Genomic DNA, 12,477 nt, shown 5'->3' with positions numbered 1-12,477 from the left:
GTAATTATACCATATTTAGCAAAAATTACTTAAACAAACTATTAATATCAGAATTAATTTTAGCGGTTGTCGGTATTAAGGTTGTCAAGTCTATTGTGGGGGCTTTGGTGGTTAGATCTAATGTGATTTTCAAACCCTCAATAGCACTTACAATACTCTTTAGAATTGTTTTTAAGCTAGTTGTTTGGTTAGCTATTTCAATGTTATTGTTTGCTTTAATTTTAACAGTATCAGAGATTAAATTTAATGTCTTCGGGCTAATTGCACTAAGTATGTAAAAATGATGTTTGTCAAAGTGAATATCATTTTTTTTATCAAAAATATTAACGCTTGATTGAAGTAATAATACGCTATCGCCTTTTGATAGCTCAAAGCTGATATTAGAGATATTTTTTGTGTGAATTTCTAAATCTTCAAATTCGGGTATTGTAACAATAGCTTCTTGAGTTTGTTGGTTAAAATCCTTTACAATGCCAATTTTAATTATGAAAATGTTTGAATAAATCCAATTTTTAACGTCCTCTTGTGCTAATGCGTGCCCATAAAGGCGCTGGTTCATTCTGTAAATTTTATAGTCTTTAGTCATTATGAACCCCCTTGCTTTCTACATTTAATCATAACCATCAGAATTATCCTTTAATTTAAGTATTAATGAGCATTCTCCTGTGTTGCTAAGTCTTGCGCTTGTTTCTTTTATGGTGCTTTTTATCATTTTTCCTAGCCCATCAATAAATGAAACTTTATCACCAATTTTTAGTTTATGTGTATAAAATGTTTGCGTGTTCCAATATACACGTCTTATATTGTATTCACCCTCAATAGCAATTTCTTGTTGTGGTATGAATTCAAGTCCATAATCTTCTAAAGCCTTGTAATTTTCATCTGCTTCAATTGTTCTATCATTAGTAAATATAAAGTTGCATTCAACGTCAAAGCTGTCATTGCCAACATCAGCTATTACGTCATGAATATATATCCCTTTTATTTTCTCAACAAACTCTTTTGGTGTTGTGGCATAAATATCTTTGTCAATAATTTTAAGACGAGCTTCTTTGTCCATATTAAGTATATTGCGATTGGGAAATACAGATTCTATTGCTTCTTGCACCGTCTTACCCTTGAAGTTTTTGTTCTCTAATTTTCGATTAAAGAAGTTGCTACTAACCGCTAACCGAACGTCAAGCTCAACACTAAAATCCCCGCTAGGATAATCAGTGCTCATAGGAGTCCCTAAATACCCTGACATTATGAAATCAAAATTTTTTTCATGAGCAAATTTTTTATAGCGTATTTTTACTATATCTCCTACTTCAATGTCGTTGGTGAAGTCTAAGGGCAAATTCCAAAGTACAATTTTTGTTCGTTTGGATTTTACAAAATTATAATTTGAAAACTCATTAGATATGGTAATATCAACATGAATTCCATGTTGTGTATTTATTATAATAGGAGTTTCTTCAACTAAAGAATTCCCAGTGCTTGTATCCCCTTCTAAGGATTGTTTTTCTTTGTAAAATTCAATTTTAAAATCATATTGTAGTAATAGCATTTTTTATCCTTTATATTTTTCTAATGCGAATGTTTTTACTATTTCCATTGATAGACTAACTTCAACTTCATCAATGAAAGGAGTGTCCTTAAACGAGAGACTTGTAATTACAGCTAATTCTTTTAGGCCAAAAGTTGGGCTGTAGATACTAAAAGGAACTTGCGCTTGTATTCTATTGGCGAGCTGTTCTTTTACAAGATGAGCATCAAAACGTAGCATAGAATTGCCAAAAACAGTCATTTTAAGTGGTGAAATCATTTCTTTATATAGTGAGGTTAATACACCGCTGTTTAAAGAAATATTTTCACCAGTCATTACTGGGTTGTAGCTGACATATTCCGCTTTTCTATCATAATAGTTGATAACCGGTCTTTTGGAACAACTGGTATTATAAGTGCGTGTTATGAGCTCCGTTTTTGGTTTTATAAAAAACAATTGAGGAACATATCCAAACCCTCTAAGATCCATTCTAGGAAATAACACTAAAAAATTATCTGCTCCAAAAAGAGCAAATATTTGGGTTATTACATCTCTTGTTATTTGAGAGACCTCTGCTTGGGACATTCCTTTATTTTTATTTTCAATATTATTATTGTTAATATTTCCATTGTTAATATCCATAGAATTCCCCTTTTATTTAAATGTTCCTATATCATCACCTCCGGTGTTATTGTTGTTATTTCTAAATCCTGGAAAATAATTCAAAGGATTCGCGTAGTACAAAACATTACTAGCAGTATTATATACTGAGCTGCCAAAGTTTTTTATTCCGCCAATAGCACCACTTATACCACCTGTTATGGCATCAACGATATCTTGTAGGATTTGTTTAAAATTAAGCTTCATAATATTCTCAAGAATATCAGAAATTTTGCCAATCAATGGCATCAAAACATTAGCAGTTCCTTTTTCAAGAGCTTGCTCTATATTGGCTAAATCACTTTTGCCTCTTTGGAGTTTATCGGAATGACCCATTATATTTAAAGATGATATATCTTTTATGAGGCCTTCAATTATCTGTGGCCTTAACTTTAGTTTTCCCCCTTCTTTAGTTAATAATTCCAACTTGACTTTTATAGCCTCTAAATATTTTTCTCCAAATTTGTCGATAGGTTTTAATATATTAAAAGCTTCTGTAAGTTCCCCTTTAAGTATTTTTGAAACAACTTCAACAGCACTTTCGTTATCACCAACAAGCCCCGTGCTTCTAAGTATAGCTGCTAGTTTTGTTGCATTTAATACATTCTCTCCCTCTTTATCATTAAGTTTTAATTCTCTTATATCACCTTTAAGCACACTTGCTGTTCGTAGCAAATCTTCTTTTTCTAAATCGCGCTCAAATCCCTTCATTCCCTTAAGAGCGCCCCGAATCTTATTACGTTCTTTTTCACTGTAAAACACGCTATTGAGTTGTTCTAGTTGATTTTGTTTAGATTTATTTTCAACCGATTTTTTCATAAAACCATACAAAAATCCAATAAGCCCGCCCCCAACTTTACTCATAGCATTGTCAATGATATTTCCCAGGGCACTACCTATAGCAATTTTGGCAACAAGCCCTTTCCCTTGAGAGGCCGCCAGCATTTTACTTTTTGCTTTTGATTCTTTTGCAAGTTCTTTATATTCAAGACTTCTTTTGTCTCTATCAGACATTAAAGATCTTTTGAAAGCCTCTTTTCTAGCTTTTTCAAAGCCCATGCCCTGTTTCATAAGTTTTTTAGTTTGTGTAAGTCTATATTTTTCAACACGCTCTCTTAAGCTTTCAAATTTAGATTGCCTGCTAAGTTCTTTTTTCTTGTCCGACAAATTATTTTTTACAATATCTTTAGTACTCCCCAAACTAGATTTTTTGGGTTTAAGATATTTTTCCATTTTGGAAATATCTTGTTCGATAGCCTTTTTTGTGGCAGCATGATCAAGAATCCCCTTAAATTTAATGGTGAATTTGTCGCTCACTAAGCCCTCACTTGCATAGAATTAATTCATACAATTCTTTTTCTAATTTAATATCAGCAAGCCTATTAACCTCTAAAAGCTCATCATAAGGCAATTTCTTTACCGAGTTGTATGAGCAAATATTCATAATTACTGGGAAAAAGTATTTATCATTCTTTATCTCGTCAAGCAAGTTAAAATACTTTTTTCTAGTCTCATTAAGACTTGCAATAGCTTTATCAATATCTCTATTTATTTTGTTCATTTAGCAACCAGCTCATTAGAATTTGATGTAATTGATGAAAGCGAAGTGGCTACTTTTTCATAATCAAAATTTTCATTAATATAGTCAAAAGCAACAAAATCACCAACATTATTTTCATACTCACTCAAATATACTAAAGCGGGGGTTTTTAGATCATTATCTATATGAAAAGTGTTGAATTGCGCAGTGTAAATTATTGCAACAAGATAGTCTTTGTAATATGGAATAAATTCTCTATTTTGATCTAAAATCACATAGAATTCGTCTAAAAATTTTGGACTTATCATTAAGCTTGTGATTTCTCTTAAGTATTTAACCTCATTAAGCTTTAAAACAGCGTCACTTTGATTAAATCCTAGCACTTTATCCCATTCATAGACTGGAAGTACTCTAAGTGGATATTCATAAGTTTTATTTTTAGTTAAAATTTTCATTTTATATCTCATTATCATAATAAGACTCTCCTTTTAAGATTTGTTTGGTTTAGTTTTTTGGCAATTAATAGCCCTAATTTCAAAAGTTACTTTTTCGGCCTCAGCGGAATAACTTCTTGAAGGTTCTTCAGTAAAAATCGCATAGTTAGAAATAATTTTGGTAGCAATTCTATCATTGAATGCTAAATTAAGCATTTTATCCTCTTTTCTAACATTCATGTTGTAAAACTGTTCATCAGAAAGTTCAGTTAACAATCTATAGTCATGACTACCTAGTGTCACTTCAATGTTGAAAACATAAGTTATCGTTTTGGGATCTCTTAAGCTTATTACAGGCATACCTTTGTCTTCACTACTAACTACTGCTCTTGTTGTAGGTTCACTTGTAAGCTCTAGCTTGCCACTATGTAATTGCGTACCACCAATTGAAAAATAAACTTCTCTTAAATCATAAAATTGCATTTTTTAGCCCCCCTTTTAAGCACTTAAACTGTTTTGATAATCAACTATATCTTGAGTAGTGATTAGTAAAGCAACAGCATTAATGCTAAAGTTATAAGTAATATTCACACTAAGTTCTAATTTAAGTTGTGGTGTAGGAGAAAGAGTAAGACTTAAATTTTTATACTCAATAATCAGTCCTCTATCTACAAACCTTTTAAGTAGACACTCAATTGCTGAAGTATATGCATTGTCTCTAGCGCCACTAAGTTGTAGTGCAGATAGTTTGCTGTTTTGTCTATTGTTTTTATTCCAAATTCTAATAAGCTCAATAATCGCTTCATTTTTTATATAGTGATATGTAAACTGTTCGTCTATTGCGCTTCCAGCTAGATCGACACCTTCTTTAAAGGCGGGTACACCATCAAGCCCAGTTTCATTAAGAAGTGAATAAAAGTTAATTTTTGCAGTTCGCAACTTTCCAATTACAGTGTCGTCAACAAGCGGTGTAGCAGCCAGTGACATACCATAAGGATTTACAGAATGGAAAATACTTGCTTGATGCAAGTATTGACTTATAAATTTAAGGTGTAAATTGTCTTTATTGTTACTGTAAACAGCAATATTTCTTTCTTTTTCAGTATTGCCTTTATCTTTAAATAGTTCTTTTATTTCTTGTTCTTTAGTCGAAAATACAAAAAAAGTTGAAGGCATTTTGAATTTATTATAGTCATCTTTGTAAATTTTAAGTCCATCATCTGACGCATCTCCCTCAGTGTTAATAAGTACAACAAAAGTGTGTCTATGTACTTTAAGATAATTTTTTAGCTCTTCAGGCTTATCCTTATAAATGAAAAGATCGGCTGATTTTAACGATTCTTCGCTTGAATTGAAAAAATTTGACATTGCAGTTTTAAGCAGTGTTTTTTCTTTCCCAAACTGATCTTCTCCATTTCCATTATCTTTTTCTAAAGTTTCAATTTGTTTTTCATAATTATTAACGGTTAAATTCAATATTTTATAGCTAGCAGCATCTTTGTTAACTTTAATTTTAGCTGTTTTGTAAGCCAAGAGTGGATTGTAATAATTAGGCCTGCTAGTCTGAATCCTAGAGTCAATAAAACTTACACTAATTGTATCTTGCGGCAATTTCGTATTCCTCCTTTAAAATTTCAATTGCTTTTACACTAGCATTGAATGCTATAGATGCACTGTATGCATGGTTGCTATATTTTGTGCCTAAATTAATAAGCCCAACTGTTTGCATATTAGATATTGGATAAATGTAAAAGTTAATTTTACTAATATATTCGGGTTGTAGACTGAGCAAAGTATACTTATGAGCTTTATTGTGTAGAAAGTCACTAAGCATACTATAAAGCATTAACATGCGTGAATTAGCGTCAAAGTCTTTGGCGTTTAACACTATTGCAATAATATATATTTGAAAATTTATACTAAATTCCAAAGCATTTTCATAAAATACACCGGCTCTAGAATTATGATCAAATAGATTTTCTGTACCATCAAATTTCAATGCTATTATATTTGAGCTAGCAGCTGTGATTTTTGAAAGATATGGATGATTGTAGGTATTTATGATATCGCACTCAAAATTATTTTCAGCTGCATGCGCCTTAAACCCTTTAAATATTTGAGTTAAATGATTTAATACCATATCTAAAGTTAAAATCATTCAAGTGTTACCTTATAAGTAATCTCTGATAACATTTTGGCTGTATCAACAAGTGGAATTGCTGCAGTGTTACTATCCCTTTTAAACTTACTTTTGATTGTATTAGCCTTTAAGGCTGGGGTGACTTGTGCTGATAGATAATTTTCATAGTACCTTATAAAAGCTTGCCCAATAGCCTCCATTCCCGATTTAGGGTTAATATTAAATTTAGAATTTATATAGCTATTATTAATATATTCTCTAAACTCAGAACTACTAGCAATTTTGGTTAAATGTTTTCTTGCTGATAAATTGCTACTCCCTTTTTCATGCATTTTAGCAATACCTGCACGACCACCAAACCACCCAATTTCCAATTCCATTTTAAATTCTAGTTTGTCCATATAAATTCCTTTAAAACCAAAGTAAAATATCCGATTGAAGAGTCAATACTAAATATTTCAAAGTAGACTAAATCTGCAATTGATATTCGGTCTTTTAGTTCATAGTTAAGGTCCTGATATGTGTAAAGTTTGGAATATCCTTGAATATCAGACATATCAGAATCATAAAGAATTGCAAGTTCTTGTGGCTTTATGTCAATAATAACTCCTGCGAATTCAGTGTACTTATTTTTATCAAATACTCTCTGATAAGAAGAATCATTTTCAAGCTTTACAACAGTACCTTTATAAAACTTTAAGGGTTTAGGATCCTTAAATACGTTGATCATGCGAAAGGACATATCTGAAAGTCTTTTTCTAACACCATTCATTAGACAACCCCCACACAAGATGGCGTTGAGGTTTCTCTTTTTAATTTTTCTAAAAATGCATCAAGTTGTGAACAAAAATTCTTGTTTGATCCACAACCCCCCTCACCACCTTCTTCGCCCCCACTACTGATAGGATAATAATCAAGTTCAAGTTCATTGAATTTCTCTTTTTTGATCCTATCAAATTCAAATTCTCGAACAACTCCCTGTTTTCTTAATTGACAACCCATATGGTAGAAAGTAAGTAAAAATATTTGTTCATATGTAAGTGAACTAGCATCAATACCGCGCGTTACTAGAATAGCTTGAAGTAAAGATAAATGCAGTAGAAAATTTTGCCTGCTTAGTGCAAATTGGTCTATTCCCAATAGCAACAAAACTTCTGAATGAAGTTTTGTTGCTAAAAGCTCTTCTTCTCCTTCAACTTGCGCTTGTAAGTTTTCTTGTTCACTCATTTTCACTTACCTTATACTTTTAACTTTGTTTTATGTTAACTTGCAAAATAGTTTTTCTAGTAGCAAGTAACCCGCCTAAAACAAAATCAATATATGAATGAGCAATATCGGTTGAGTCTTTATCCACTTGTTCATTCGGTGTAGGTAGCATATACTTACTAGGCTTAAATTTAATAAGCTCAGAATTTAGTGGATAAATGAGTATTTTATGTTTTAGCAAGTTTGAAGTTTCAATATAAACATCTTCTCTATTATTAATAGCCTTAATGGTCTGAATCAAAACATCTTCCCATTTTTCACAGCTACTTGCTGCACCCTGTGCTGCTGCGTATGGTTTTACTAATTTTAATGAAGTTACTGGGTCAACTATTACCATCATGGGTGTGGAAAATTCGTCTCCTAGTTCTAACTTTGAAAGTCCCGCCTCAATCTTTTCAAAGATTTTATCCATTTTGTCTTTATCGCCACTAGTAACCTCTTCTTTTATCTGCTCAGGCATATTAAGAAGTCCATACATATTAGGAAGTAGGCGTTTTTGATTTTTCCCATCTTTTTGAATTGAAACAGTACCCGTTAGTACAAAGTGATTAATAAGTTTAATAATTTCACTGCTTGCAAGCTTATAAGCTTGAGCAAAGGGCAGTAAATTATTATTAATGTCCCCAATATATGAGTCTGAAGTATAAAATTTCTCAGATGTCTGCTTTAAATGTCTGAATTTGTATTGTAATTTTAAATAATTAAGTCTTACCACTTCAGAACTAAAGCCAATAGTTGAGATAGTATTAACTTCATTGGCAATTGTTGTAGGATTAGCATTTAAAAATGCGTCCCATTTTACGGTTTTTTGATATCCCATTTGCAGATCAACATCTTCAATTTGATCAGGTGAAAACCATTTATACATAATAGGATCTTTAACTTCTCCTATAATATTAGCCACAGCTTTTGCATAATAATTTTCATCAAATAATTCCATATTAAATCCTCCCAAATATCATTAATTTTTACTTACAGCTTTATTTCCAAATACCGCTACTTTTACCAAATAAACTTCATTGCTAATTTGTTTCGCATCAGTCAATGCTGTTGCATTAATAGTTGCTTTATTTGACGCTCCAATAACCTTTTCAAGGGCACCATCTTTATTGAAAACAAGCTTATCTTTTGCTTTAACACTAGAATCTTTTGCTACTAAATAGCCCTTAAAATTATTGGTAATTGGTACAATAGTAGCTGTTTTACTAAACTCATCTATATCAATGCATATTCCATATAACTCTTCACCACCTCCAGCCTCAACATGAGGCTCATAGTGAATTTGATTTTCTTGTGCCTCTTGAATAACCCTCTTTACTCCGCGCTTGTATGGATATCCAGAAAATGGATGATTTTCCAATTTGTCAAACTTACTAGTTTTAGTGCCTCCAGAAGCAAAAAATTGCACGTTTTTGTCTCTAAATTCAATAGAATTGCTAAGCAAACTAGCATCATGTTGTGGATTTTTCATAAACTTTTCAAGTTTACTTCTTTTCTCTTGATACTCTTTTACTAATTGCGTTGTATCTCCCATTTATTTACCTCCTTTTATTCGCCCAAGGCTTAACCACCAGCTTCAGGTGTTACTGTTTTCTCAAGGCCTCTATTGCCAAAAATTGCAACTTTTATCAAATTAATAGAATACTCTTGCTTGGGATATCTAGCTTGATCTTGATTTCCATCTTCAGGTGCGAAATTGATTGTAAATGAATCAGATAAGGCATAGGCATTAATTACGGTTGGTGGCCCACCACCAGCCTTGATAATAACCCCATTGTTATTTATATCCAATATTTCTCCTATTTTTATGCTGGGATTTCTTGTAACAAGGTACCCTTCAAAATTGTTAGTAATCGGCAATACATACGCGGTACAACTAAACTCACATACATCTACACATATCCCATACATATCAGTATCAGCTCCAACTTCCACATATATAGAGTTCTCTTTCGGAACAAGTTTAACCCCACGCTTATATGGAAAACTATTTGCTGGATCGTAAAGATACTCCTCTAGCTTGTCTGTATAACTTGAACATGCAAATGAATATGCATCAATTCGCTCATTCTTTGATTTAAAACAGCTACTTGAACTACTAAAAACCTTATTTTCAATTGAACTCATAGATTTTACATATTTCTTGAATTTCAAAAGGATATCATCGAGTTCGTCAATTGCATCCAAATATGGGTCTTTTAATTGTGCATCTTCAGCTTGTCTTGCTTGCCGTTTAGCCCTAGGAGCATCGGGAACTTGTGCCTCTAAATCTAACTGTGGGTCCTCAACAGCGTCAAGATTTTCAACTTGCCCGTTACCTTTTAAAACCATAATTTATTACCCTTTTATTGCTCTATTCCCAAATACACTAGCAAGCACTATAAATAAATCTTCAGTCAACTTGTGTGCCTTTGAAAGCGCTATTGCATTAACAGATTTTTGAGCCCCAGTGGTTTTTTCAAGTTCCCCATGTTGGTTAAAATTTAATTTATCTCCTGGATTTACACCATTTTGTCCATCCTTCTTAAGCGTTAAATACCCCGTGAAGTTATTTGTAATTGGAACTACAGTTGCCATACCGCTAAATTCATCTATATCAGAGCACACTCCATATAAATCGTCTCCACCTCCAGCCTCAACTTCTAGTTCTGTTGTACCATCACCAAAACTAAGTTTTACTCCTCGCTTATACGGATACCCTTTAGAAGGATAATTTTCTATTTTGTCTTTACTGCTAGTGCACACTCCATCAGAATTTGAAAAAATTAGGGTTTTGTCTCTAAATTCAATAGAATTGCTAAGCAGCCCCGCGTCTTGTTGGGGATTTTTCATTAATGCTTTAATTTCTGCAACTTTTTTATCAAACTCTTCTTTTATTTTTGTAATAACATCGCTCATTAAAAACTCCTTTAAGCAATACTTGTTCTTTTATGTCTTTTTAGATTTTCATAAAATTGAATTCGTCTTTGTTTGTAAGTATTGCTTATCGCTTGTACAAATTCTGTAAAATTAATTGGCACAAAATTAGAATCAAGCAAACTTGCCCTATCTTCTGATTTGGTAATAATATTGCCCTTAATAGAGTCGACAGAAGAAGAATTGCTAATCGCATTTTTTCTTAATTTAATATTCACTTTTGCTAAAGAAACAAGTTGTTCTAGTATCTCTCCATCGATATGACTTATATCTGACGCTTTAGCAATAGCTTTAATTTGCTCAATTGGAACAAACTTGCGAACAAGCTCTCTACGCTGTGCTTGCATAATGTCTTTTAGAGTGTATCCCTTTGCAAGTAACATTTCCTTGTTAAAATGGTTGCTAAGATGCGCTTTTGCAAGCGTATCAATTTCATTAATTCGCTCAGCCTCTAGTAACAATTGCTTTTCAACACGCTCTCGCTCTTCAACTTCTGCAAGTTCTTTTGTTATTCGCTCATTTATACTCATCACGCCTTACCTCTTTAGGGGTTTACATTATCTGTTTGCTCTTTAAGGCACATATACCTTTCAAATTCCCCAGCACTTATAACCTTAGTATCAGATTTAATTTGAGACTCCTCTTTTACTTGTGCCTCAATTACTTTTTTTTCTTCCTTTTCAATCACTTTTTAGCTCCTTTTCTCAAAATGAGAATAATTTTTCTTTTAACATCGCTAGCTCCTCATTATTAAAGGAACTGCTTTGTATAAGCTGGTTATATTTACTGTAAAGCTCAATTAGCTTTATATCTCTTTCCACTTTTTGTTCTTCACTTAACATAATCAGCGAATTAAACTTCATATCAAGCCCGAAATACTTTGTAAGTTTTAAGTTACAAGAGTTCTCAACTTGTTCTTGTACACCTTTTAAAAAATCGTAATAATTACTCCTATCCCCTTTACCATCATTTCCCAGCCCTTTAGCCTGCTCATTGAAACTTCTAGTTAGTGGTTCTTTAGTATCAGCGCCAATTTTCGCTTTAATTAACGCCAAAGCCTCCTTTAAGTAGCTAAGATCGTATTTAACAACCTCTAAACTAGCACTAGGAGTAGCCGTATAAAACATTCCCTCATTATTTAGATTGCTTTTTAGCCTAGCAAGTTCCTGTGCTAATGAGTCATTAAGGTTTCTTAAATTAGAAATATCTTTACTATGATTGTTTGAATTTTGTTTTCTCAAAAAAGAAGATAAAATGCCACTTCCCCTATCATTATTGCTATGAGTAAGTATACTTAAAGAAGTTGTTGCGCTAGAAAGTGCGTCTTGTAGTTGTACTAAAGATTCATCTTTGTAAAACAAAAAATTGTGGTTTTCAATACGTCTTTCTATTTCAACGTATATCTTTTCAAATAAATAAATATCTAGCAAAAAGCTTTCGGTATAACACGGAACATATCTTTTCAAGATATAATCAAAGTTTTCATATATGATAAGTCGACTTTTATGTATTTTAACTGCGTCTAAAGAATTGTTCTTATTGTTGGATTTTACTTTATAGGTTATATGATCAAAATCAACTCCCAAATCTCTTACATATTCATAATCAAGGTATTCAAAACCAATAGGTAATTCTATATTAACAGGTTGTTCAAGATCTATTAGGGTATCTTTGGTTTTTACTAAAACATAGCCAATCCCATGAAAACGGTAGCTTATAATACAATTAAGTAGAGCATTTTTAAGCTGTACCTTTAACCTAGCAAGTTCAGCTTCACTAACATTGTGGTCAGCGCTCTCAAGAACAAGTCCGTTCTTGAGGCAATCTTCTGCTACATTTTCAATGTAATTTCTAAAAAATATTGAGTATTTGTATAGTTCTAGTGAACTTATTTTATCTATTAGTTTTGTTTTTCTTAAATCACACACCTTTTTACTTCTCTTTATTAAATTAGATGTATGATAGCAAAAACTAAGATTTTTGTCAATAAAAT

Annotated in this window: 17 protein-coding genes and 1 pseudogene; all 18 read right to left on the bottom strand. The window is 32.1% G+C overall.

Annotated features, from left to right (window positions below):
- Nucleotides 1–25: 25 nt before the first annotated feature.
- A complete protein-coding gene (locus Bmayo_RS04490) occupies nucleotides 26–586 on the bottom strand; it encodes a DUF777 family protein (RefSeq protein ID WP_075552552.1) in 561 nt (186 codons plus the stop codon).
- A 24-nt stretch (nucleotides 587–610) separates the two neighbouring features.
- Nucleotides 611–1,549 carry a DUF693 family protein gene (locus Bmayo_RS04485; protein WP_075552551.1) on the bottom strand — a complete coding sequence of 313 codons (939 nt, stop codon included), beginning with the start codon at nucleotides 1,547–1,549 and terminating at the stop codon, nucleotides 611–613.
- A 3-nt stretch (nucleotides 1,550–1,552) separates the two neighbouring features.
- The gene (locus Bmayo_RS04480; RefSeq protein ID WP_075552550.1) at nucleotides 1,553–2,170 is read right to left on the bottom strand and encodes a DUF792 family protein; all 618 of its coding nucleotides are present in this window, start codon (nucleotides 2,168–2,170) and stop codon (nucleotides 1,553–1,555) included.
- A 12-nt stretch (nucleotides 2,171–2,182) separates the two neighbouring features.
- Nucleotides 2,183–3,505, bottom strand: a complete 1,323-nt coding sequence (locus tag Bmayo_RS04475) for a DUF759 family protein (protein ID WP_075552549.1) — start codon at nucleotides 3,503–3,505, stop codon at nucleotides 2,183–2,185.
- A 7-nt stretch (nucleotides 3,506–3,512) separates the two neighbouring features.
- The gene (locus tag Bmayo_RS04470) at nucleotides 3,513–3,749 is read right to left on the bottom strand and encodes a DUF1322 family protein (protein WP_075552548.1); all 237 of its coding nucleotides are present in this window, start codon (nucleotides 3,747–3,749) and stop codon (nucleotides 3,513–3,515) included.
- Complete coding sequence (locus tag Bmayo_RS04465; RefSeq protein ID WP_075552547.1) at nucleotides 3,746–4,201, bottom strand: DUF1473 family protein; 456 nt, start codon at nucleotides 4,199–4,201, stop codon at nucleotides 3,746–3,748. The genes Bmayo_RS04470 and Bmayo_RS04465 overlap by 4 nt, the downstream gene beginning before the upstream one ends.
- A 15-nt stretch (nucleotides 4,202–4,216) precedes the next feature.
- Entirely contained in the window at nucleotides 4,217–4,645 is a 429-nt protein-coding gene (locus Bmayo_RS04460) for a DUF1463 domain-containing protein (protein WP_075552546.1), read from the bottom strand.
- Nucleotides 4,646–4,660: 15 nt separating this feature from the next.
- Nucleotides 4,661–5,773: a DUF787 family protein gene (locus Bmayo_RS04455; RefSeq protein WP_075552545.1), complete on the bottom strand. Its 1,113-nt coding sequence runs from the start codon at nucleotides 5,771–5,773 to the stop codon at nucleotides 4,661–4,663.
- A complete protein-coding gene (locus Bmayo_RS04450; protein ID WP_075552544.1) occupies nucleotides 5,754–6,320 on the bottom strand; it encodes a DUF764 family protein in 567 nt (188 codons plus the stop codon). Before Bmayo_RS04450 ends, Bmayo_RS04455 begins: the two co-directional genes overlap by 20 nt.
- Nucleotides 6,317–6,703 (bottom strand): hypothetical protein, encoded by a 387-nt coding sequence (locus Bmayo_RS04445; protein ID WP_075552543.1) that lies wholly within the window; start codon nucleotides 6,701–6,703, stop codon nucleotides 6,317–6,319. Before Bmayo_RS04445 ends, Bmayo_RS04450 begins: the two co-directional genes overlap by 4 nt.
- Entirely contained in the window at nucleotides 6,691–7,074 is a 384-nt protein-coding gene (locus Bmayo_RS04440; RefSeq protein WP_010256287.1) for a DUF1506 family protein, read from the bottom strand. The genes Bmayo_RS04445 and Bmayo_RS04440 overlap by 13 nt, the downstream gene beginning before the upstream one ends.
- Nucleotides 7,074–7,529: a DUF3890 domain-containing protein gene (locus tag Bmayo_RS04435; protein ID WP_075552542.1), complete on the bottom strand. Its 456-nt coding sequence runs from the start codon at nucleotides 7,527–7,529 to the stop codon at nucleotides 7,074–7,076. The genes Bmayo_RS04440 and Bmayo_RS04435 overlap by 1 nt, the downstream gene beginning before the upstream one ends.
- 19 nt (nucleotides 7,530–7,548) lie before the next feature.
- Nucleotides 7,549–8,508 (bottom strand): hypothetical protein, encoded by a 960-nt coding sequence (locus tag Bmayo_RS04430; RefSeq protein ID WP_075552541.1) that lies wholly within the window; start codon nucleotides 8,506–8,508, stop codon nucleotides 7,549–7,551.
- Between the two features lie 21 nt (nucleotides 8,509–8,529).
- Entirely contained in the window at nucleotides 8,530–9,102 is a 573-nt protein-coding gene (locus tag Bmayo_RS04425; protein ID WP_075552540.1) for a DUF228 domain-containing protein, read from the bottom strand.
- A gap of 29 nt (nucleotides 9,103–9,131) precedes the next feature.
- A complete protein-coding gene (locus Bmayo_RS04420; RefSeq protein ID WP_075552539.1) occupies nucleotides 9,132–9,899 on the bottom strand; it encodes a DUF228 domain-containing protein in 768 nt (255 codons plus the stop codon).
- 6 nt (nucleotides 9,900–9,905) lie between these two features.
- Complete coding sequence (locus tag Bmayo_RS04415) at nucleotides 9,906–10,466, bottom strand: DUF228 domain-containing protein (RefSeq protein WP_075552538.1); 561 nt, start codon at nucleotides 10,464–10,466, stop codon at nucleotides 9,906–9,908.
- 11 nt (nucleotides 10,467–10,477) lie between these two features.
- Nucleotides 10,478–11,172, bottom strand: a pseudogene (locus Bmayo_RS04410) (DUF1357 family protein).
- A gap of 16 nt (nucleotides 11,173–11,188) precedes the next feature.
- Nucleotides 11,189–12,412, bottom strand: a complete 1,224-nt coding sequence (locus tag Bmayo_RS04405) for a phage portal protein (RefSeq protein ID WP_075552575.1) — start codon at nucleotides 12,410–12,412, stop codon at nucleotides 11,189–11,191.
- Nucleotides 12,413–12,477: the final 65 nt, after the last annotated feature.

Source organism: Borreliella mayonii (assembly GCF_001945665.1).
Classification (GTDB): Bacteria; Spirochaetota; Spirochaetia; order Borreliales; family Borreliaceae; genus Borreliella; species Borreliella mayonii.
Note: the sequence above shows the minus strand (reverse complement) of the source record. Positions and strands in the feature narration are given on the sequence as shown.